At 40.4% G+C, this 25,448-nt stretch carries 8 protein-coding genes and 1 tRNA gene; 4 read left to right on the forward strand and 5 right to left on the reverse strand.

The genetic code is table 11. The features are described from left to right. The first annotated feature begins 16 nt into the window (after nt 1-16). From K0S23_RS13045 to K0S23_RS13055, 3 genes are all read left to right on the forward strand, one after another. Nucleotides 17-931, forward strand: a complete 915-nt coding sequence (locus K0S23_RS13045; protein ID WP_300358077.1) for an N-acetylmuramoyl-L-alanine amidase — start codon at nt 17-19, stop codon at nt 929-931. Between the two features lie 66 nt (nt 932-997). Further along, the gene (locus K0S23_RS13050) at nt 998-1,450 is read left to right on the forward strand and encodes a single-stranded DNA-binding protein (RefSeq protein ID WP_300358079.1); all 453 of its coding nucleotides are present in this window, start codon (nt 998-1,000) and stop codon (nt 1,448-1,450) included. A 110-nt stretch (nt 1,451-1,560) separates the two neighbouring features. Further along, nucleotides 1,561-1,634: transfer RNA gene (locus K0S23_RS13055), tRNA-Asn, on the forward strand. Between the two features lie 210 nt (nt 1,635-1,844). Here K0S23_RS13055 and K0S23_RS13060 read toward each other — a convergent pair. After that, the gene (locus K0S23_RS13060) at nt 1,845-2,618 is read right to left on the reverse strand and encodes a LytTR family DNA-binding domain-containing protein (protein WP_300358081.1); all 774 of its coding nucleotides are present in this window, start codon (nt 2,616-2,618) and stop codon (nt 1,845-1,847) included. Further along, complete coding sequence (locus tag K0S23_RS13065) at nt 2,605-5,502, reverse strand: histidine kinase (protein ID WP_300358083.1); 2,898 nt, start codon at nt 5,500-5,502, stop codon at nt 2,605-2,607. The genes K0S23_RS13060 and K0S23_RS13065 overlap by 14 nt, the downstream gene beginning before the upstream one ends. Before the next feature lie 123 nt (nt 5,503-5,625). Between K0S23_RS13065 and K0S23_RS13070 the strand changes: the two genes are divergently transcribed. After that, complete coding sequence (locus K0S23_RS13070; RefSeq protein ID WP_300358085.1) at nt 5,626-7,785, forward strand: T9SS type A sorting domain-containing protein; 2,160 nt, start codon at nt 5,626-5,628, stop codon at nt 7,783-7,785. A gap of 204 nt (nt 7,786-7,989) precedes the next feature. Here K0S23_RS13070 and K0S23_RS13075 read toward each other — a convergent pair whose 3' ends face one another. The 3 genes from K0S23_RS13075 to K0S23_RS13085 all read right to left on the reverse strand — a co-directional run bounded on the left by K0S23_RS13075 (nt 7,990) and on the right by K0S23_RS13085 (nt 25,382). After that, on the reverse strand, nt 7,990-16,032 hold the full coding sequence (locus K0S23_RS13075; protein ID WP_300358087.1) for a neuraminidase-like domain-containing protein: 8,043 nt from the start codon (nt 16,030-16,032) through the stop codon (nt 7,990-7,992). Nucleotides 16,033-16,069: 37 nt separating this feature from the next. Then, complete coding sequence (locus K0S23_RS13080) at nt 16,070-23,653, reverse strand: SpvB/TcaC N-terminal domain-containing protein (protein WP_300358089.1); 7,584 nt, start codon at nt 23,651-23,653, stop codon at nt 16,070-16,072. A 508-nt stretch (nt 23,654-24,161) separates the two neighbouring features. Further along, nucleotides 24,162-25,382: an amino acid permease gene (locus tag K0S23_RS13085; protein WP_300358092.1), complete on the reverse strand. Its 1,221-nt coding sequence runs from the start codon at nt 25,380-25,382 to the stop codon at nt 24,162-24,164. Between the last annotated feature and the right edge of the window lie 66 nt (nt 25,383-25,448).

Below are 25,448 nucleotides of genomic sequence, written 5' to 3' on the forward strand. Positions count from 1 at the left end.
GTCCTAAATTTGCAGGATGCGGTTAGTTTATACGAGTTTGATTTTTATAGTTCTTTCCTTTGTTTCCTTGGGTCAGGGAATTACTATTTTGATTGACCCGGGCCACGGGGGTTCCGATCCCGGACATGAGGCTGCCGACAAGAATTTACTGCCGGAAAAAGATCTGACTTTAAAAATCGCCCTGAAATTCGGATCTTATCTCACCGAAAAATTAGAGAACGTAACGGTTTTGTATACGAGAACAGATGATCGCTACCCGACTTTGGACGAACGGGTAAATATGGCAAATTCCAAAAACGTAGATTATTTTATTTCGGTGCATATCAACGGTAGTCCGAATACTGCTATCAAAGGAACAGAGTCGCATGTTCATTCCATGAGTTCAAAAGCCTCAGTCAAACTTGCCAGAGCATTTGAAAATGAGTTTAAAACGAGGGCCGGCCGCAAATCAAGAGGAGTAAAGGATTCGGATGACCGCGAACATTCCCTGCAGGTGTTGAAATTTACGGAAATGACGAGTGTTTTGGTTGAATGTGGATTCATGACAAATGTTTCCGAGGCAAATTACCTGAATACGACATCAGGACAGGATGTTATCGCGTCAGCTTTATTTCGTGCCATGAGAAGCCACCTCCAGGAAACGCATAAAAATATCTCCTTCACCAAGAAGACTTCGGGTTCCGGAACCACAGCCTCGGTCGGGAAAACGTACAGTGTGCAGATCATGAGTTCGAAGGAATGGCTGGATACTGAAAAAGGAAGTTTCAAAAATCTGGAACACGCTGTCAGCCGCACACAGGTGGCGCAAACAGGCTATCGCTATAAATATTTTTCCGGAACTTTTTCTTCAAAATCAGAAGCCGATGATTATTGTAATGAGGTGAAAAAGAAAGGTTTCCCCGACTCAATTGTAGTAGAAAGAAAGAATTAACTTGAAATGTATTACTTTTGTTGAGGGAAAACACTCGAAACACATTAATTTACCATCAATTAGAATATGGCAACTGTTTTTGAAACACGCTTAATTGGAAATATTGGAAAGGACGCCGTTGTGAAACAAATGGAACGTGGCGTTATTGCAGTGAATTTTCCGGTTGCGCACAATAAGAATTGGCGCGATAAGCGTACAGGAGAAGCAAGGACCAAAACAACTTGGGTAAATTGCACTATTTGGAAAAAAGAAGGAGCGAACATGCGTATCCTGGATTTTTTAAAGAAAGGTGCCCTTGTCGAGTTAGTCGGAACACCATTTGCAAAATCGTTCTCCCAGGAGGATGGATCTTCCAGATCCGAGATCCGGCTGAATGTGTCCCGCACGAATATTTTACGCCCTGCAAAATGCGAGGATGACCTTCCGTTCGATATGATCGATGACAACGAATCTCCGTGTGAAGAAGAAGGTTGTGACGCAGGTTTGGACGATTTCACGCTGACCGAAGATGATTTTTAGTATTGAAACTCAGGCTAGTACTGGATTTAATTAAAAAAAAATGCATTTTTTTTCGTAGAGTTTGTGTTAAAAACAAATCTTTAGCTATATTTGCAACCGCGAAACCAGATTCCTTCTTAGCTCAGCTGGTTAGAGCATCTGACTGTTAATCAGAGGGTCGCTGGTTCGAGTCCAGCAGAGGGAGCAAAATGAAAGCCATCCGTCAACTGACAGATGGCTTTTTTAGTTATTGGTATTTCTGGACGAGAAGTTTATCCCGACTGCAGCGAAGCGAAACGTCGGGGAGTCCAGCAGAGGGAGCAATAAAAAAGTCCGATGGAAACATCGGACTTTTTTATTTATATGGCTTACTACATTTACATCATATTCCAGCGATCGTTACTATTTCTCAATCTTAAACCAATAATACACCTTCCTCCTTCAAATATTGCAAGATCTCTCCTTTTTTGCGGCGTGAAACTTCCAGTTCCTCTTTGCCGTTTTTCATGTAGATGAAGCAGGTGGAACCCTTGGTGTATTCGTGGATAAAACGGATGTTGATCATCACACTTTTATTGATGCGCAGGAAATGAGAATAACGCTGCAATAGTTGTTCGTAATCGAGCAAGGTTTTTGATGAAACGAGTCGTTCGTTGTCGCTCGTGATGACTTCACAGTAATTGCGATTGGCCTGAATGTAGGCTATTTTATCGATGTCTACGATTTGTACCTTGTCTTTTTTGTGCAGGGTGATGCTTCGCAGCAGTTCTTGTTTATCATCTATGGAATTCACAAAATGGATGACATTCGCATTGTTTTTCAGACGTATCGTTTCCTTGACCTTGGCAACAGATTTGATCAGTTTTTGATAATCGACCGGCTTCAATAAATAATCAATCGCGTTGAATTCAAATGCTTGTATGGCATATTCGTCGTAAGCGGTAATGAAAATCACATGAAACGGAATCTCGTCAAACATTCGAAGCAAGTCAAATCCCGATTGCATGGGCATTCGGACATCTAAAAAAACCAGATCAGGAGCCAAATCACAAATCATATGGTAACCTACCTCGGCAGATTCGGCACTTCCGACCACCTCGATCACCGGACAATATTTTTTCAGAAAACTATCCAATACGGCCCGATTGGCCGATTCATCGTCGATGATGATACTTCTAATGCTGTTCATGGCTTAGTTTATTAAGAATTTCCCTGGAAAATATTACTTGCACACGTGTACCGATCTTTGAATTCGTTTCATCCATGAGTTCAACGAATTTAATATGAGCTCCGTTGGTTTCATGCAACTGATTTAAGCTATCCAATCTGTTTCTGATCAGTGAAGTCCCTTTAGATTTATGACCTGTCGGTGTTTCGACTTTGGAGATTGAAAGCCGGCTGAAACCATTGTCTTCAATGCTAATAACCAATTGATCCGCTTGTTGTTCAATTCGTAATGTGAGTCGCGGTTGTTTAGCTGCCTGCAAGGGCAATAATCCATGCCAAATAGCATTTTCGATGAGCGGTTGGGTTATCAGGGCAGGTATGTAGAGATCACTGATGTTAATGGCCGGATCAATCTCCTTCACAAACAGAAACTTGTCATTGAAACGAAGTTGTTCCAGTTCCACATACAAATCGATCATGCTGATTTCGTTGGTCAAACTGCTCACTGACTGATCTGAATAGTTCAGTAAATAACGAATCAATTGGCTGAATTTTGCGATATACAAATTGGCTTTCTCACTCTCTTCGGTAAGAATCAGTTGCTGGATTGCCACCAGGGAATTGGACATAAAATGCGGGTTGATCTGTGCCTTCAAAGCCGTTAATCGGTATTCGGTAAGTACTTTTTCAATAGCCGCTTTCCGTTCTTGTTTTTTCCGTGCTCGGTATAGAATCAGCCAGCCTAGACCTGCAATTAAGCAAAAGCCAACCACCACAAGTGCTGCTTTAAACCCGGTAGTTTGCCAAATTGCGGGTGTGATGTAAAAGGATAAGCGTATTGTCTGACTGCGTGCATTTCTCACGCCGATTTTCGGTGAAACATGCAAGGTATAATAACCAGGTTCCAGGTTTTGCAAATGCAACTGTGTCCCACTCACTTCGCCTGAGAACGACTCACTTCCTTTTAAGCGGTAAACCAATTTTTTGGACGGAAACCGATAAGCCAATACGTCAAAATTGAAGTAGATGTTGTTGTGATTGTAGGCAGATCTAAAAAAGTCTTGTGGCATACTTTTACCATCAATCACAATCGATTCCAAATGAAAGCGGTAATGATCTTCCCGGAAAAGTTTTCTGGCATTCAGTTGTGTGAGCCCGGTTTTGGTAGCGATGTAGATCTTGTTATTGTAAGAAGCAATGCTCACGATTTCTTCATCCAGGATCAGCCGCCATTCCGAAGACAAGTGGAGTTTGTTGTAATAGGTGACGAAGGCTCCTTTGTTGGTCGATAAAAACACCATCCCGTTTTCGGCAAACGCAATGTCATTGATCACTTGCGATGGAAGATTGCGGTATTGGGTAAGCTTATTTTCTGGTGAAAGGCAATACAGCCCATCACCCTTGGTGCAAATCCAGTAATTGTTCTGACGGTCTGTTTTGAGTTTGGAAATGTTTTTATCCCTTAGGGGCCTTAAATAAGCCGGTTGCTTTAATGTCGAGTCCAGCAGAAAACACCCTTTATGAGTGGCAATAAGAAATGTTTGTTGGGATCGCTTAACAATGCTTTTTGATTGTTCATCTACAAAGTATTTAGCACACTTATCCTTCCCCTTCTTTTTGCGCAAGATTACCGAACCGGAAAGCATCAGCAATTCTTCTTTGCCATTTTTCTCAAAAGCATAGCAGTTCGTCATGGGTTGGTAGACCTCAGCCCGGTTTAAATCGCGGTTAATGGTCAAAATGGAATGTTTTGTAGCCAGGTAATACATTCCTTCAAATGCGGCAATGTCTGTGATATGAGCGGTGTTGCCATTCAGGTTTACCTTGACAACCTGGTCTTTTTCTTTCACAAACAGGTTTCCGGCAACTGTTCCGATAAACAATTTGTTATCGATGACTTTCAGCAGTGAAATACATTCATCCAATTCGGGGATATTGGAATAGGAAACACGATCGGTGGTTTTGGAATAAAAAATTCCCCTTTCGATCGTTGAAACCCACATCCCCGACTGATCATCAAACAACACATCTGAGACGGTCATCTTTCCGAAATAATGTTCAATTACATTAAGATCGCGGTCCAATTCCAGTAATCCACCATAGGAAAGCCCTATCCACAAATGGCCGTTGGGAGATCGTTTCAAACAGATCATGCCGGTTTCCAGTTCGATTTGCTTCGAAGTACCGTTCTTTTTGTCGAGGCTTACTGTAATTCCCCGTGCGATGTATACCCCGTAATCGGTATTCAACACCGCATTGCGTTGCATGGAAAAAGTATTGGCAAACAGCTTTCGAACAAATGCTCCCTTATGATCAATTACCTTTAGGTATTTTTTTCCGCTCAGGGGATACATTCTTACAAGGTGAAACGCAGTATCCGCAGCATCGGATTCACGGGTTTTAGAATGTGTCGTAATCGGAATACCACCTGCAATAGAATAGTCGCTCTTCGAAATTTTATACGTTTTGTAAAGCATAGTAGAAAGGTACAGGTTGGCTCCATCATCGAAGAAGAGTTCGTAAGCCGTCTGATTTCCCGATAGAATTTCGGCGCTTATGGCTTCAATTCCAGCAACACGAAAAGCACTGTCGTTATTGATCTGATAAATCGCCGCTTTGGAGTTGAGAAAATACATATTTCCCCCAAATTCAGTCACCGAGTACACTATGCTTTCACTGAATGGAATATTGGTACATGCCGGGTTAAAAGCAGTTCCGTTGTGTTTCGAAATGCCGTATTCGGTAAATACCCACACATAACCTTTGCTATCCTGAAAGAGCTGATATACTTCCACAGCCGGTACACCACCTTCGATACCAATGTTTTTAAAAACAAGCTGCTGCGCATGAATGGCCGGCATAATACCCAGGCATAATAACGAGTGAAACAGTAGTTTTTTGAACATTTTAAACAAAGCTAATTATTAATTCAGAGAGTAAGTTCAAAAATTACCGGATTGTGTAAAAAAGCTATCCTGCGGTTTCTGAAGGAGTTAGAAAGCCTCGAGATTTGTATAAAACAAATAATTATGAAACGTATAAACTATTTACTGGTGATTGCAACCTTGTTTGCGATGCCCTATTTAAAAGCCCAAAGTTGCAGTGGTTATGTACAACCCCCCAACGAGTTAGTCAAAAATGGCGAAATGGAATATTTTTCCAAAGCATGCGCGAATCTAACGGTTAATAGTGCGCCAAATAACCTTACTGCTGCTGCTGGATATCCCTGTTGTTTTTGGGTAAACCCTCCAACTAGTCCTACAACCGCTGTGGTTTGTACCCCGGATTATTTTAATAACTGTGCACCTGTTCCTACAACGAACGCACAGGCAGGAAGCTCTGTTAATGGAGGGTTAAACTGGCAAAATTTTAATCCTTCCTCTCCGGGACCTATTGCTTACATGCCTGTTAGTCCTCACTCGGAGAATGGTTATTCAGGGGTTGCGGTTTATCAAAGTTCTGCGCAACCAAGTGCCCGGGAATATATTTCGAATCAATTGGTATCGCCACTTATTCCGGGTTCCAGCTACCAACTCAGTATCTGGGTACGTTTATCGCCGAACAGTGTTTATGGAACAAAGGACATTACTGTCTTATTTTCAAATACGCAACCATCCCAAACACTCCAAACAGGTGTTTTTCCTTTACCTATTCCCGTAGGAGCCAGTGATTATTTGGTTCCACCAATGAGTCTGACACCAATTACCAATAAAGCCGGATGGACAAATCTAACCGCAACTATTATACCGCCTGCCGGTTCTAATTATTCATACATCACTATTGGTAATTTCAAGGACAATGGCTCGACTTCTTTGAGTGAACCGCTAGAAGTTGGGAATGTTAGTTTCCCTTCTTATTATTACATTGATGATGTATCTCTGAAGTTCTTATGTGGTCCAACACTTACTCCAGCAATTACCGGGGCATCTTCTTTCTGTTTCGGATCATCAATTAGTTTCACAGGATCTGCAACGGGTGGTACGGTTGCCAATAATGTTTGGACAGTTGTCGAATGCGATCAGTTTGGAACTCCTGCTGTTGGTGCTATTGAATGGTGGAGTCCATGGTCGGCAGGAGCACCGGGAACATTAACCTTGCCAACTGCGGCCAATGGCGGGCCAACAATCGTCTGTGGTAAATATTACAAAGTAAAATTGGCTGTACAGAACGCATGTGTACCCTGGTCTGAAACGTCAAAAATCATTTATATTAATTGCCTTCCAAGTTTCAAATTAAAAGGAAGTACGAGTAAAATTTGTTACGGGGATGTAGCTGCTTTAAATGCCAGTATGAATTTGGGAAGTAATAGTACTTATACTTTAAACTGGACACCTCTTTCTCCGGCTGGTCCTGCCATTTACAATGGACCAATGGCTGGTGTTACAGTTAGTCCTACCGTTTCAACAACCTATTTATGCACTGTTACTGATAATGTTACCGGATGTTCTTCCAGTATGCAATGGTACGTAAACGTCATCAATGCTGATCCATCATTTAGTTTATCTGTCAATACGGCACCTGCGTCCTACTTTACCTTATCTGCATTGGCAAACGATCAAACAGCAAATACACAGCCTGGGTTTGGATATGCATGGTTCGTAGAAGAACTGGATCCAACTAATAATGCTATTTTCACCTTCCAGAATCCATCTTGTTGGTGGTATCCTCTTAGCACACCGAATCCGTTTAACGGGATAGATTGTATTGCCAATACCTATTCAGGGATAAGTACTATAGCCAATTGCAGTTTGCCATCTGCAGGTCAATTCTTGTACAATCATACCTACCGCATCACACGTGGGGTTTGGAATGACCTATGTCCTTACAAACAGTTTTCAATGATCGTAACAACGGTTAAATCAGGTAACGGTCATACACTTCAAATAGTCGAGGATCCAAGTGCGCCTGATTACAGTACGCTTTCATTGGCGTATAGGAATAATGATGCATCATTGGAAAGTAGTGTTACAATTTACCCGAATCCTAGTACGGGATTATACACTATCGAATTGGAAGACTACAGCGATGCAAGTATTGAAATTTACAATGTATTGGGTAAAAAAGTAAAATCAATTCAACAAACTGCTGCAAAGACAACGGTTGATTTGACCGGATATCCGAAAGGCGTTTACTTGGTAAACATTCATTCAAACGATAAACAAATCAGCAAAAAAATCATTTTGGAATAAGCAATTTGCTTGAAATGAAATGTAAACAAGCGTCGGGGAAACCTGACGCTCGTTTGTTTTTAGATTGGTAAGAAAACTACTCAATCGAGTGTGAATTCCTTTTAGCTCTTCCCCCATTCCTTGGATTCCGGAACAAAGAGCCACCATTTCTGATGACTCTTTTCTCTTAATACCTCAAATTGTTCTGACAGATTTCAAATCTGATTACTTCGCTTTATATTTCACAAAGAAAATCACATCTTTATATCCTTTTTTGCCGGCAGTCTTTGGAACCTTTATCTTCATTTTATTTTCCTTCGTGATTCCTTCATTATCCGGCATGAACTCTAGCTTATTCGAAGAGTCAATGGTATAGCATTTCGGTTCGATGCTTTCAATTTCGGTCATGCTTGTAAAATAGGGGAAATGCTCTGCTTTTAATTCTAAAATATGATCGGTATTATTAGCGGGCAATGTCAGCAGGTTCCATTTATTCGGGAAATCATGGCGAAGACTGAATACCCGGATCAATCCCTTGCCATTTATCGCGTTTAGTGCCGCAATCAAACTGGTTTCTACGGTATCTTTAAAAACGCCGTCATAATCGGCTGTATAACTGATCTGAATGATGACATCCGAAATAGTCGTATAATCAAATGCCCGTTTCGCCTTTGGTAATGATAAGGTCCAACTGCTGACGGCTCCTGCTCCTTCAAAAGGCAAATAGCGCTCGTCCCGGAAATTGAGTTCAAATTGACCGCCATCATTCTGAGCATTACTTGTAGCAATCATTTCACAACCATTAAATGCAAAATCAACCAGTGCGCTGTCTTTATCATTTCTGATTTTATTGGTTCCTAATGCTAATGTTGCTCCGATATTTGTGTAGGGTCCGGCAATGCATGGAATCGTCACCCGGACAGATTTTATAATGCGTCTGAAATATCCTGGATAGGTTAAGTCAAAGACAGCTTCCGGAATAGAGAAATCAATACATTCACCGGTTTCTTTTAATTCATACAATTTATCAGGCGCAATTTGAAGCATGCTGAAATGCTGCGTGATTTCCATTGTTCGCTTGTCCGTGTCGATAAACTCTTTTTCGAGCTGCAACAGCTGAAGCATTAATCGTTCACCTGCCAACAGACCGTTTTTATCATTCATCCAATTATCAGATTGAATGAAATTACTTGTAATCTCAGTTCCAAAACGCTCAAATTCAAATGCTTTTTGTGCCTGCATGGAAAAATCATAAGCCAGATTAAACGCCATTCGATACAGTTTTTGCAACTGCTGTACCTGGAAGGTATAATGTTTATAATCGGAGAATTTAGTGGTATAAAATTCATACAATTCCTTGTATTGATCAATGTTTGTCTCATGCAGCTCCAAATCAAACTCTGCCATAGCCACTGCTATTTCGGAAGATCTTAATTGTTCCGCCATTGCCAAAAGGTCATGAGTGGCAGTCGAAAGCTGGAATTTCCAATCTTCTTCGCGTCGTTGATGTGAACCTTCCAACCCGGCAAGGATTGCCACATTATCCGCTATTTTAGCTGTGGCGTCTAGGGCAGAAGCAAAATTATTAGCACTGGAACCAAGTTCAGCTCCACCATATTTCATCGCAAAAGGGCTTCCAACTTGTGGAATGAGGGCTAAACCGCCAGATAAAAACTGAAGGACTCCTTCTGCTGTTCTGATGGATCCTGCAGTCCATTTCGCAATTTGTTCCACATTTTCCCATTCAATAAGTCCTTCTTCGATAAGTCCTTCATAATGGGCTTTTCGATTCTCAATATTGGCCTTGCTTTTTACTAAATTCTCATGATTTGTTTTTGCCTGATCAATTTGCCGCTTCTTGTTTTTGGTGGTTAAAGTCAGGATGTTTTGCTCGTGTCTTGTTCGAAGTAGGGTTAATTCTTCCACATCTCTTTTTTCTATGGCACTAAACAATGCACCTCCGAAGTTTTGTACTACACCGCAAAATTGTTTGGCTTTTTCGATTAAGTAAACAAAACGATGGTTGGGTAATTGTCCGCCAATCGCTGCCGCTATTTCATCGAAGGACATTCCTGCAGCCACCATGCGTGCAAGCAATGCCGGATCGATTTCAGGAGCAAAGGCCGGCATTAATTTTTTCACGCCGTTCAGATCCATGCAATTATTCAATTTATAGATGCGATCATTTACCCGATCCCAATAAGCTATGAAATCTTTGTTGTGCGGAAAACAGAAAATCAAATCAGAATCAATGTCGAAATAATTTTGAGGTTTTGTGGGCCTTCCCTGTTTTTTATCCTGTACATAGGAGTTCTTAATCGGATCTTTTGAACTGCGAACTTTTGCAAACGGAGTACTGTTTTGTATTCCTTTGGACGATATAACTGTCGGTCCGCCTTTCTTAGCAGCTTTCTGTGGTGCAGCTACTTTTCCCTGAGGACCCTTATTTACAGGTCCAAAAAGATTGTAAATGAACTCCGAATTTTTCGTTACGTTAATATCTTCGTATGACAAGGTAGGTGTTTCTTTGCATTGTCCCGTTTTTTCGGGTTTATCACCTAAAATCGTTTTTACGATATCGTATAAATGCCTTGCTTCACTCGTACTTTCAGGAGTGTATTGTTCAAACAGATAATCTCCCCAATCCATTAGATTATCCAGGTATTTCATGACCACATTTTTTTGATATGCACCAATTCGAAGACGGGCAATTGCATGTGGATTACCTGGATTTCGTTGATACATTTCAATGGTGTTGGGATCACTGTAGATTTCCTTTAGTTTTTTAATTCCAATATTTCTAAAGGCTGCAAACCTCCAGTTGACATCATGCGGGAATACTAATTGTTCGAACTTTTCTTTAATTGCCGTCGGATTATAAATGTAGCTGTACCATTGATTTGCTTCACGGTATTTTCCGGCAGCATTTAAATGATCTGCAATTCGCATCGGGATATGGAAAAAGAGTTCAAAAAAGTAATTTCCAAAACTTTTACTATAGTCAATTTGTGTTGAAACCTGCCGTTGCGTATTGTAATCCAATAAATCATCCATACTAAGAGATACTTTATCCCACAGTAATTGAATGTATTCCGGGTTCAGTTTATGTCCATTATTGCTGTCGGGAAGAGTAGGAGTAGTAAGAATCGCTACCATATCATTCTGCCGGATCATATAATCATTCACCCCATCTGCGTAATTATTGGCTCCATTCGTAACATAAAAATTAGCAAACGAGTCATAATAGGTATTGTACTCTTGTTTCAGAGACACAAATTGACTGGGTGTAGGCAACACAGAGGGTACTTTTTTTTGATCAGCTAATTTGATGAAGTTTTTCCGATACTCTAATGAATTAACTGGCACATAATCAATTTGATGAATCAAATCTACACTGCCATTGCCTATTTCCTTGTTCGGGTCTTTAAAGAACATAAGTTTGTTCCCTGCTGAATTACCTGTTTTTAAGGTGTATTGTGATCCTGCCGCATTAAATGAAAAAATAAAATCCAATTTATCATCTCCCAGCTTCACCGTAAAAGTTTTCGACGGAATGGTTATCGGTGAAGGTGGTGAATCTTGATTCGAACTGCTTGCTACATTGACAATCTGATCAAAGCGATTAAATGCAAATTCGATCTCGAAGGTCATAGTACCGATTATAGGCATGTCTATTTTTATTTTGACATTTTTTGTAAAGCCATCAAATACTGCACGTGTATTTTTATATACCGGTTGAAGCGCGTTCTTTTTATCAGTCCATATATAATCGAGCCTCAATAAATTGCGATCTGGTGTTTTTGATGGGTAGGGCTTACGGTAAACCGTCCGCTCAAATTCTTTTAATACGTTTTCCCGTATTTCTTCTGCACCGGGTTTAAATGATGGGGTATTACCGGAAGTTACCTGATTCTTATATTTTTCAAGTCTTAAAAAAGGATCAAAGGGGCTGCTTTTTCGATAATCCAGTTCTATCTTTTGCGGGGCACACCACTTATTATCAACCTGTAAAAAAGAATAGTTGGCATATACATCATAAGTATGCATTTTGATGCTTTGTGTTCCTTGAGTCACATTAGAAATGTCTTTTCGCTGAAAACTGGTCCAGAAAACATACAATTTACCATTGTAACGAATAGCTGATACATCTTCTGCCGGAATTGCAACGTTCATTTTCTCCCAATTAGACCAAAGTATTCCACCGTTTTTTAAAAATTCAACGTGCCTGTAGTAATATTCTACCGGTTGTTTATTGGTTTTACCGAAAAGATAGATGCGCTTATTTTCCGTATCATGATAAGCCCCGGCGATTTTTAATTCCGCTAAAGTCATGATCTGTTGAATATACTTTTTGTATGCATTTTCAACGACTTCGGGGTTTAATTTTTGCTGAAGTAACTCGTCTTCCAACTCTTTAAATTCGGGACTTTTATTGTCTCTGATCTCAGGGGCCACATAATTTTCCGGAAATAGGAATATTTTACGATTTGCTTCCCAAACCCGGTAATTTTTGCGCCATTCCCATTCTTGTTTTTCATCAACATCCAATGAAACGATCACTTTTTCATCTTTCGATTGCTCAAATCCCAACAAACATCTGTTGATATAGGTTTGTAAACTGTTGGTTGCTGCTACGATACGTGGGAGTGTAAAGCAGTCTCCCATGCTTACATCCAATAGGAAATATCGATAAAGATCTTCTCTGTCATCAAATCCGAAACCTTTAGCCCGTATATCAGCATTGAAAATGACGTAATTGCAAAGTGCATCGCGTTTATTGCTGCTCAATTTGTTTTTAAAGTCCTGTATTGCGGATTCCCAGGCTTCATTTGTGCTGAATTTGGATCGAATTGCGTTCTGAAGCATTTGGCTTTGAGTTCCCAGTTCTGCCAGTACATTCGTTGTTTTAAGTTTATCGATCAGATCACTGCTAACATTCAATTTTTTTGCCCAGTCGAAACGATCCCAAATATTTTTAATTACCGTTATTGAACTTGTTTTTACAAGATTGGTTGTAACCTGGGCGATATCAATTTTTTTCCATTTGGCAATCGCTTTTTGAACGGCAAGAGGTAATAGGTTTTCTTTTTCAATACTTCTCAAAGTAAGCCAGAGATCGAAATTTCTCAACGTTTCCGTTTCATTTATCCAAGTCCCCAAATAAGCAAACTCTTTCACCCATTCCATATCTTGCCAAACGGTGAACCCGAATTTGGGATAAATGCAATCTTGTACTTCTACTGCGATTACTTTCAGGTCATCTGCTTTGATTTTGAACTTTTCTGCTAAAAACTGAAGTCTTTCAAGTCGTTTCTTTATGTTTGAAAACGCGATATAGGTAGCATCACTCGTTACTCCGCCTAAATCAGTAAATAAATTATCCAAATCAGCATCCGAAACTTCAATAAAATGTCTGTAGTACCCCAAAACGGCAGGTTCTGTTTCCATCCACTTATTAAACAACAATTGGAATTTGTTTCCTGTTGCAAAAGCATCACTTGCAAGCAATTCTTTAACGTCAGCGCTTGTTAATGCTGTTTTATCTTCTTCAATAAGCACGGCGGTTTTTAGTTCTTCTCCAAAAAGATAGATCAGATCTTCCATGCTGATTTGATTTTTACTGAACGTATTCAGAAACCTTACAAAATCAGGGATATCCTCATTTACATTTGTAAAATACTTCACCGTACCCTTGCCCCATACTTCCAGTAAATTCACAAACGTTTCAACGGATCCGAGTCCTGTCCACTTGTAAAGCTGAATATATCGGTAAATCAGATTGAGAGTATCGGTGTTAAACACAATTTTGATTGGTCCATTGGGAGCTATCGGAGTACCGATAGTATCTTTTAATAATACGAGACATGCCAGCATATCGGCAGAATTGACACCAAAAGCACCTTGCAATCGCATCAATAAATTGAAGGAGTCATCGTCGGTATTTGCCACTAAATCTTCCAGCTTAGCCTCTTCGTTTGTGATCCAATCAGCTGGCAGCAATTGTTTCCATGTGATGATTGAAGCATCATCATTCGTTTCCGCAAGTCCTTTCAGGATTCCCATTAAAACAGGAACATCTAATTTTAAGAGCTGTTGAATTTTTCTGAATGATGCCAGTTTTAAGATTGCGGCGGAGTTAAGATTATTGTGCTGGATGTCTAATGCCTGGAAAATGAAGTCCAGTTCTTTCAGCGTCCATCCCGATAAGTCCCAAAGTCGGATTAATCGGTGAAGAGTACCTTTCCATTTTGGAAGCGCACTACTAAAATTGATGTGATATTTCTGAATATCTCCTGCATCTTTTACCTGAACAATGGATAATTTCCCTTCCCAGAATTTCATGTTGACCACTTGTTCCGTTTCTTCGGAACTTAAGCCGCTTTTTCGACGAAAGTCCAATACGTCCGTATCTACTGCTGCTGCCAGGTTTTGATTTATTATTAAATCGTATTGTTCCTTAGAAAGATTTAAACTTTCAATAGCCATTACCAGTTTTTCACTTGCATTGGGTGATGGATACAGATACTCTAAGACTTCCAGTCTCGTTAAATTGAAATAGGAAAGCCAGACACGAACTTCATCTAAGTATTGATTGTAGGGCAGTGAAAATTCCAGTGATGGTTTTTCCTGGCTAAGCCGTTCAACAATTGATTTACTATTCCCCAACTGCTTGTTTATAAATGTAATAAGCACTTGATTGATGATTTCCACATATGGAATTCGCTTGTTTGTATTGTCGCATGTTAGTGGCAATTTCCATAAATCGGGTCTTCTGACCTTCAAATGGATCGGATGAGTATCTTCCAGGATTTTTACATCCACTCCGCCTGGTTTGTGAACCAAAACACGTTTCTCCGTAAACCGCATTAAATCCACAAAATAGGCCGCCGGACTAAGTACCGATTTGCAACTTTCGCATTCACAATAGTTTTGGGATCCAAATAAGTCCTCTATACTGTCAATGTCTTTTAATCCGTTCAATTCTTTTACATGATCCCAATTGGAGACTTTACCCAGGCCTTTTAAAATCTCATCTTTAGCCGGAGTTAGATTTGAGAGCGTTTTATTCAAATACGGGTTAGAAATAATTTCACGGTAAGCAAAATAACCGTTTACTGCTGCTTCGTGGTGGTATTGAGCTTTGTGCTTGATTTCCATTGCATCCGCTTCATCGATCCCTAACTCGCGCATAAGTGATTGGTGGGATGTATTAACAGCTTTTTTGACGTTGACTTCTTTTTTGAATAATAGAGCCGCCATGTTGCTGTCATTGCTTAATTGCAGCGATTGCTGTGCCAATGACAATTCCCGGATCAACTCCGGAGTAGGACGGGAAATTCCTTCAATTTTTTCATTCAGGTCGCCTGTTTCCAGTGAGATAATCGGTTCGTTTTTTAAATCAAAGGTTTTATTGCTTGAATAAAAGGCACGAAATTGCTTGCTGGGTGAAGGTTTTAGAGATGCATCAAGCGCTAACCACTCTGGTTTTTCCAGAATCCGGTGCATAAAGAATGCAGAAGGGTTCTCAGCTTCTACCATAGACAAAACATCGTCCACATAGGACTCAATACTTTGCGAATCAGGAAGGCTTATTTTCTCTTTCTGAAGAATCCGTGTCAGTGAATCGCTATTGTGTTGGATCAGATCTTCGGTTTTATGAATCCCTTTCTTTGAAAAAGCTATCAGCACCCCGGCATTGCTTTGTGTAGCTCTTAATAAATCTACTGTGTTATTTAACGTCAAAGCATCCGATCCACTCAGCTTTTTCTGATCCTGCCATTGTGCAATTAACTGTGCTTTTTGATCATTGGATGTCGTGAAAAAATGATCCAATTCCGGATCCTTAATCCCCCTTTTTAAGCTATCCAAACTGGACAAGGAACGGAGTTTCCGGAGATTTTCCTCGCTAATCGGATCAGGTGAAGTGGTATCTGTGTCATCTTCATCCGTTGAATCCACATCCCGGTCAATCGTAATGATTACCTCCTCATTTGCCCTATCTAAATTCCACAACACGGTATTCTCTGTGCTGTAAACCAGGTTGCCTTCTGCAAAGATCTTGAAATAAAGATCCGGCTTCCGGTCAAAAAACAACTCTTTGAACCGTGCTTGGGTAAAGCTTAGTTGAAAAGATCCGTCTTTATTGCTGATTGTTTCAGCAATAAAATCATCAAAGAATAAATCTTTGTCCCATGCTTCGATGCGTAAGTCGCTCAATGGTTTTTTAGCATTATTAATTAACCTACCGTGAATAGTGTGCTTTTTCATAATCGTTATATTTTTTTTGGATGATGATTACTCATACTTATTTTACTCCTTTATAAAAAAGGAATTGTTTTTGTGGAACTCCTGGTATTCCGAACTCCTGGTATTTGGAAGGGTTGGCTATTTTCTTCGCTTCTTCGGGGTTATCTGCCATCCATTTTTCGCTTCTGGCCCAAGTTGGAAAATAAACCTTCAAGCCTTCAAATTCCCTTAAGTAATAGTTACCTGGCGGTTTGTTTTTATCCAGGTTTTGTGGACTCACCCAATGCGTCGCACCCTGTGTCGGATCATTCACATCGGGTGTTGCATCTGCGAGTCTTGCGTCAGCAGCAATAACACTATCTTTAAAATTTCTTAAGAATAAATCCTTGGCATTTAATCCTGCGGCTTTTTTATTTGCAGCGATTTTTTCTGCTTTCTCAGCTCGGGTTGAAAGATCGGCAAGTCTCTTCTCAACGCCTATATAGTGCGATATATCTGCCCCTTTTGGTACAACCAACGTCCCACCATTTCTATTCATCCAGGCATATGCAACTCCTTTTTTGGCCGCATCACTTTGATTTGGGGCCTCATTAACAACTACGTTTGCCAATAACAACGAGTCATCTGTAAATTTATGTGTAGAATAAAAATTAAGTAAGTCTTCAATTTTACCAAGTTGAGTTTTAAGCTTAAAAATCCCGGCTTCCTTCCTTGCATCATATAACTTAGAATAAATCTGATCACTTATATAAGCAGCTCTCGTTCTCTTTTTTTTATCGGCTTCGCTTAACTTATCATATTGCTTACCGTAGATGGTTTTCATATAGGAATCATCTTTTGCAAACCGATCTTCAATTTTCTTTTCTTTATCTGCTATACTATCATTGAGGCTCTTTTTTCTATCTGTAAGATGCTTTTTCGCATCCGTTATAAATTGCTTATTCTCTTTTGAAAGATGTCCGGTTTTATCCAATAAATTAATTGGGTTATTCCTTGCATACGCGTAAAGATTCACTCCATCTCCAATTCCGATCGGATCACTACTCAGCCACCTGCCAAGCCACGGCAAATAATACCGGGCACTGTGGTATTCCAATCCGGTTTCTTCATCGCGCTCCATGCCGGTATACCGATAGCGTTTTGCGGAAGATTTGATAGCAGCATTGATTGCCTGGTAAGCAGTTGTACCGAAAGGATGGTATTCTTCGTATGAAATCAGTTTCGCATTTGGTGATCCATCCAGTTCCAATGATGCAGAACCCAGATGGTTGTGTAATTGGTAACGCACCAACTGTTTTTCTGTGCCGTCATTAACCCCGTTGCGGGTTTCTACCATCACAAAACGATGTCCTTCGTCTACCAGACTCAGACTTACTCTTTCCAATCCTGCATTGGTTCCGGTGTGTTTTTTATACCATTCGTAACCTGCAACATAGATACGCTCTTCCTTTTTGGTAGGCGCTTGGTTATTTACTGCCTGATTTTCGGTTATTTTTCGAATCCGCTGTCCGCTTCCGTCGTATTGGTAATAAGTAATGACAGGAATATTGTCTTCGGTACATTGTTGCCTGGAAGTTAAGACTACTTCTTCCTTGAAATTCCAGCTGATCTGCTCCAAATGGGGCAGCTCTTCCAGGAAACCATGTGCTGCGTGGTGCTTGTACTTCGTGTAATTGGCAGGATTGCCGTTGTCACCGATTTGTGTGCTTTTCAAGCGGTTATTTACTGTTTCGTAATCATAGCCTCTTGTCCAGTTACCACCAACTGCAAGGTGTTTCATCTCCCGGATGTTTCCTACTTCATCGTATTGGTAACGCTGGGTATAATTGCGGACTGCCATGGAATCTCCCGAGTTCACAGCATGCATAAAAGGCTTGTCGTTCCAATTATCACAGGTACCGAAATTGAGTGCAGCGCTGTTTTCTCTTCCTGTTGCTTCTACTAAACGATACAAAGCATCATAGGTATATTCGCTAACAGGTTCAATTACCGAGTTGGCAAAGAAACTTATTGGGATTGCTTTGTCTTCTATCGTTGTAATATTTCCAACAGCATCGAAGGTGTAATGCAGGTTTTGAAGGACTTCATTATTCAAACGTTTGCTTTCCAGTCTTTTTAATCTGAAGGTTTCTTTGTCATAGTGAAACCGGGTACTTACATCATTGCCATAAGTGATTTTTTCACGTTGTCCCTTTTCGTTGTAGTCAATGTTTTTGATATAAATGGAAGTAAGCGCATCTCCAGGATGTAAAATACTTTCACCGTTCAGCAGTCCTCCTTCATTGTAGGAAGGTGTTCTGACACTTCCATCCGGTGAGGTTTGCCTGGTTATCCTGCCCAAAGCATCTGTCTCAGTTTCAAAAACAAATCCGGTACCGGGTTCCAAAACAAGATTTAGATTCGCAAGCTTGGCATCTGTCCAATTGGCAACTTCTTTGTAATTGCTCGCCAATTTTCGGGTAGTGGAATGTGGTTGACCTTTAAAATCATAATTAGAGACATCCATTAATCCTGCTGTATCGTAATGCTGAATCACCTGTCCCAATATGTTTTTAGCCTGTAAAAGCCCTTCATTACTCCTATTTGGTAACAACAGACTCTCGCCGTAAACAATCCGGTCATAGATATTGTTCAACAGGCTATCTCCGGGTTTTCCAACAGTATTGATCACCACACTATAAAGCGGACGGTGCGCCACATCATAGAAGTATTGAAACTCATGGTCTCTTTCATCCCAGGTGCATAGTGGATTGCCTAATATATTGGTTAATAACCAACGTTTTCCGGCATCCATGCTCTGTTGGTAGGCCAAATTTCCCAGCATGCCGTATTTGTACTGCATTACCACATTATTCCTGGCATCTGTTACTATCCTGAGATTTCCTTCAACATCTAAATCTGTGCGTGTAAGCTGAAATTCATCAGTTTCGGTTTGAATGTTTCGGATGTGGTCTACCGATAAAATAGGTCTTCCTAATGTGTCAAAGTGAAGTGTATTTGGTGTGTTTGCATGTTTAGCAGCCTTAAGTGCAGCTTTTTTTTCTTTTGCATCAGCTCCGACTGCTGTTCTGGTGATATACCAGTCACTTTCCAATACCGTATCATTCGCATCGTATATTTCTTGTTTCCACGAATCGAATAGTACTTTCGAAAAAGTTCCGTCCGGTAGTTCGGTTTTGATCAAACGACCGGCTGCATCATAATACATAACCGGGCTTACTCCTGTTTCAACCAATTCTTTATAATCTTCGTATTTCCAGGTAGTTGAAAAATACGGTTCATATTGTTTTACAGGATTTCCCTTATTGTTTTTGATCGTTTTTCCATTTCCGATCCAGCGAAGTTGCTTGGGAACAGTTGTGTCTGTATTGATCTCGGTTATATCCAGGGTATTATCCGGATTGACAATTACTTGTTTGGCAAGGCCTGGCTCAGTTTGAACTTTTTTCATGATTACTTCCCCAAGACCACTCGAATATTCAAATGCTATCTGAATCTTACTTTCAGGATTCAGGTTCCCGTCTGTTTTCCGGTAATGTGTTTCTCTGCCAATTGCCGCAACCACAACCGGTTTGCCATTTGTCATATAGGTTTCAAAATCATACACAAAACGGGTGGTGGCATGGTTCAATAAATTTTTTCCAATAGTGGTAAGATCAACAGAATTAGCCGCTTGAAAAAAACTAAGAACAGCTGCAGTTTCTGCCGGATCGCTTATTTCCGATATTCCTGTCAAATCATCTGCCTGGTCACCTTTACCCAGTAATGCACTTGCTTTTATTAAACCTAATTCATCACTGATGACTTCTGAAAAGTTGCCATTCACATCTTTCATTTTTTTGGGTGAAAGTGTTCGGAAATTAAAGCTGTCGACGCCGGATTTATTTCCTAAAGCATCTGTGGTTTCTTTAATGAAAAGACAATCCGGTCCATTAAATTTCACCTTGGTTACTGCACCATAAGGATCTGTATATGAAACCGGGGTATAAAACCGGTTTTGTGCTTTAATAAGCGAGTCTGCCCAGGGAATCCCAGGATCAATAAAATTCATTTTGCCTGATGGGATCCACCAGTTTGTATCCCCGTCGCTTGAAAAGTATTTACCTTCTTTCATCAGATCAACCAATTCACTGTCTGATTTTTTTTCGGAATAAATAGCATGCAACAGTTCTTTGGTATATGCCAATTGGTAACTGTCGTAAGGAAGAGCCAGTGATTCTAACTGATTGGGAGCTAATCCTGTTTGTAGGTTGTTGCTGTAATAGGTTGAGCGGACATGCTCTATTAATCGCTTTTGTGGAGTTGATCCGTTTAACGGCTTGTCCAACTCATGGTAAAGAGCAGTATCCGAATTGGCATCCGAAAGTATGTCCTCAAAATCACTCAATGAGTAATAAACATTACTTTTTGAAACCCCTTTCAGTTCATAGCTTTTGGTTTCGGATGGTAATCGCAAACGGTAAACGTCATTTCCAATCACATCATTTGTAAACTGATTTCTGGTATAAATAGTAATTGTTTTTCCCTGTTCAGCTTGTGTTTCCGGTGGAAGTGCTGCATCAACAACTAATCTCGGATACACTACAGAGGCCGATTCCAGTACATTGCCATATTCGTCCAGTTTGATATTAAAACTATGTGCAATGCGCGGATCTGCCGCATTTCGTTCATAATTATACGAAATGGATTCACTTTCTTTCACAATAAAAACCGCATGCTTGTTCTTGCCTTTGGGCTGCAGCAATTCAATCACACAATTATGAGTTGCTACAGAGAAAGGTGTGAGTTCTTTTTTACGGGCAGCATCCGTGTTTCCGAATTTAGCGGCATCTTTTGCAAATGTTTCTACACGTAATCCCATTCCCTTACAAGACCGGTAAGCTTCCTGCCATTCCTGCATGGAAAGGTTGTCCAGTAGTATCGGATCAATTCCGGGAGCAGTAATTAGTCTTGCATCGGGTAATGTAACTTCGTGATGTGTTACCGGGAATCCTTGTCGCTGAATTTCTTCGTGCCAATAATCTTTCGCAAATTGATTGAGGATCGTTTCATTTCGTAGAAAAGCGCCCGTATGATTCCAGGTTTTTGTTATTATCGGTTCTTGATGCAATGTTTCATCGGTAATATTTACAGCACCACTCTTTACCCAGTGTTCGAACGTTTCAGCGTCTGTTTGCTGTACCATACCAAAACCTCTGAATTCGCGTTCCGCATGATCGTAATATCCATGATGATAGCTGTATTCACTGGTAAACTTATGTCCTGAAATTTTATCTTTTGTGGTGGTTTTCGAAACACAATGAATTGGAAAATGCAGTTTTGTTACCCAGGGTTTTCCGGCCAGCTTATCTTCCAGGTAAAATTTAGTAGAAGGCGTATATTCCAGTGAAACTTCTTTGCCCAGATTGTTTTTATAAGAAACCAGGATATGCGGTTTCTGACTGTTCATCAGATCGATGTATTTCAGCGGAACATCACCGTCTTTTGATAAGGAACTCGACCATACAATACAGGCAACACCATTTCCCAATAAGTCCGTTACCGTTATTTTGGATTGAGAATGGATTTCAGGAAAAGAATCAATTTCAAATGGCGAAGTACCAAAGCGATTTCCACTCAGATTTTTCCAGCAGGTAAATTTGCTTTTCCCCAAATAGATAATATCGGCTGTACCTGATCCGTCGATATCAGCCAAATGCAAATAGGATGGGTCAAATGCATCGGGATGATCAAAAACAGGTGAATTGTCAAATCCCACTTTTGCCCCGAATTTTCCATATCCAAGGTTCGGCCAATAACATACTTCACCGTTCCGGATTCGTAAAATATCAGTTAATCCGTCACCGGACATGTCGGCCAAAAAGATTGTTTGTTCGGCATCTGCAAAAATGATGTGCGGACCGGTTTCTTCATCGAACGATTTGAGTGTTTGTTCTGCGGGAGAAAATCCATCTCTGCCTTCAGATTCATACCAGGTAAAAACATTTTCTTCAGAAATGACTAACTCCGGTTTACCATCTCCATTCAGGTCCAGCATACGGGTATTCGGGTCACTGAAATTAATAGTGGGAAGAGTTTTAAATGACTGCAAGCCCTGCCACTGATTGTCATCATCCAGTTCAAAGAAACCCCGTGGTTCTGCTCCGTAACTAACGAGTTGCTTTCCACCATCTCCATCCAGGTCAGCGAGTTGAAGTTGCCTACCCAAGCCCGTAAATGAAGGTTTGGGAGAAACTAATTTTGCCTGTTCAAATTTTCCGTCTCCCAGGTTGTGTTTATAATACCAACCGTTTGCCTGTTCTGTTAAAATGCCGGATAAACCTTCATTATATAAATCTGTGAATTGGTAGTCCTGTTCGTCTAAACCCGCCGGTGCATGAACCAATGCATCAGGAGAAATGGTTTTCACTTCCTTGTTCCACTGATGCTTTTGGTATTCAAACTCCATTGGTGGGGAATGCTTGTGCGAATAGCTTCCATCCGGTTTTTTGATATAACCGAAAGAAGTGATTTTAGTCAGAAAAGTAAAAGCTTGCTCGGTGGCTGAATCGTATTCAAAGTTTATAGATTTTATAAGTGTTTTTTTATCTGATTTATTGGCTTTTAAAGCCAGTTCCTCAAAAATATGGAAGAGTAGAACCCGCTTGCATAGCCTTGTGGTCCTGATTTCAAAACCTGCTTTATAGTCTGAAAAAGCATCAGTTCTGAAATCCCATGGATTCAGTGTGTCAAATGCTTCGGTATTGGAGTCGGTTGTACCGTAATCAAATACGGTTTGAAATAAATAATCTGCTTCAGCAGGAAATGCATCTCCGAATTTTTTGTAAGGTGTTTTATTTCCGTATAGTACCTTGTCGGGGTAGAGATTGGTGTAGGTAATTGAACCGTTTTTCAGCCGATTTCTGTTATGTAGGGATGAATCGTCAAAACCGGTGGAATCTTCTTTTTTATAAATGGTTTGTGAACAGTTCCCTTTATCATCAAAAACAAATTCCGGAAGCCATTCATAAATCTTAGTTGGGTCTTCGGGATTTGAAATGACCGAATTGGCACTCCACCCAAAAAGTGTGGTGATATTTTCTTTCGTTATGACACGCCACTTAATGATTCCTGTTGCTTTTTCCGTCCATCGTTCGATGCGGGCAAATAATCCTTCGATACGTGGCTTGTAGTTTCTGATGGTAAACAACGCATCTGCAGAAACCCGCTCATTGATGACATAATCATTATCAGGGCCTATCAGAAAGCTTCCATCGGGTTTTTTTGTAAACTCAGGAACCAAGTCTTCGGATTCAGAAAATAAGAAAGTATCCGAATCAATTCCATCAAGATATTGAGGTAATCCTTGATCTGTTTTGCGTTTAATGGATTCTAAATTTAAACCCCAACCCAAACCAAATATTCCATTACCTCCACCTGAGCTATAGGAAAGAGTTAACGAAGGAGATACTCCCCTGATCGAGGAAAAAGGAAGATCAATGGAAAATGAAGAAGTCCCGTTAACAGCATTCACGGAAAACTTCTCATCAATAGATTTGATTGCTCCTCCACCTTTCGGTAATGTAATAGAAGGAACTTCAATAGCATTTGATTTGGTTTTTCCACCATCGGTTTTCAGGAATGTAGCGTTCGAATCTTTCATTTCAGCATTCAGTAAATAGCAGAAAAAACAGATTGATCAGTTACAAATCCAATAGAGATATTTAGCGGATTAACGCTTTAATTCAATGAATATGAGCTGCCTGGAATTTCCGGCTGGTTTTCGAATTAAAAATAGAGCGAATTATTTTACTCCTGATTGTGGTTTTCCGCAAGTCAGAAGTGTTATTGATTATTTGGCAATATTCAGCGATCAATTGGCGTGAATAAATGATTTTATTGAAGACCTAAAAGTTTATGTACTAATCTGGTAGCTATTCTTTTGATTGTTTTGGAAGATTAACTATTCTCCTTTATTGGTATAAACTGTCTTTGTTTGTTGGATATAAATAGATCAAGCATGGATAGAGCGTAGGTATAGCGTAGGTAGAGCGCTATATCCCGTACATACCCCGCCCTGAGACGTAGCCCAAGCTAGCGCGAGCGTCCCGCTCGTGCTGACAGAAATTAATCCGTTCCATGAATAATAATTTGCATTTGTTTTTACAAACTCACACACCCGAAACAAACAACCCATAAACTGCATATCCAAGCAGAAGCAAGGTCAGTAGCACTCCCAGCAAAGATGGAATGGGTATCTTGTAAATACCCAGCGGTACTTTATAAGGTCTTGCTGTATTCGGCTGTTTTACCCGCAATACAATGACGGAGATGTTTACAAAAAGGAAGGTAATAAAAATGAAAAAGTTGGCGATCAATGCCACTGTTTCCAGCTTTCCGATAGCGGCAAAGGCAATCATCAATCCGGCCACGAGGATCAAGGCAAACACGGGGGTTTTACGCTTGCTGGATACCACTGAAAGCCATTTCCATTTTTTGTTTTCTTCTCCTACGTGCAGCAATACCCTCGAACTTCCTATCATATTGGACAATATGGTATTCGTGGTCGAAAACAAGGCAATCGCCGCAATGATTGTTACTCCTGTTTTCCCCATATCGTTGCTCACAATATCTGATAGAGGATGCTTGCTTTTTCCCAGCTGATCCCAGGGAATTGCGCTGATTGCACAAACAGCTACGATGAGGTAAACAACCATTACAATACTGCTGGCTGAAAAGAGTGCTTTGGGAATGTTCTTTTCAGGTGATTTTGTTTCTTCACTCAGTTTTACGATCTCTTCAAAACCGATGTAAGCAAAGTAACTGAGGGCTGCCCCTAGTAAAACATGGTTGAATCCTCCGGGTGGCATTTCCAAATAATTCACTTTTCCCAAATAAGGGACAGCTACGTAAATCACCAGGGCCAAACCGCAAAATTCGATCACCGTAAAGATAATATTGATGACAGAAGACTGCCTGATGCCGGCCACATTAACAAGCCAAACAAAGCAAATGATCCCGAATGCCGCAAGGAATAGGTTAATATCCAGTAATTGGGAGAAATAACCTGCAAATGCAATGGAAACAGTGGCCCCGCTCACGATTCCGTTGATTGAGATGATCAATGCGATTGCAAGGGCCATCTTCTTGTTGAATGCATTTTTTACGTAAATATATTCTGCACCCGAACGGGGAAACATGCTGCTTAGCTCGGCATAGGAAAAAGCACTCATTAATGCGGTAAGGGAAGCTATCGCAAAGGAAAGCCAGATCATATTTCCGCTGAAACCGGCAACTTTACCGACAATTGCATAGATTCCGGCTCCCAGAATGGATCCGGTACCAAAGAATATAACCTCTGTTAATCCTAATGTTCTTCTTAGTTTACCCATCCCTCATTTGTTTCACATGATCCGGTCGGTAGTTTATTATGAATTTACGAGGATAAAATCCAACAG

The sequence above is a fragment of the Fluviicola sp. genome (genome assembly GCF_029266855.1).
Taxonomy (GTDB): domain Bacteria; phylum Bacteroidota; class Bacteroidia; order Flavobacteriales_D; family Crocinitomicaceae; genus Fluviicola.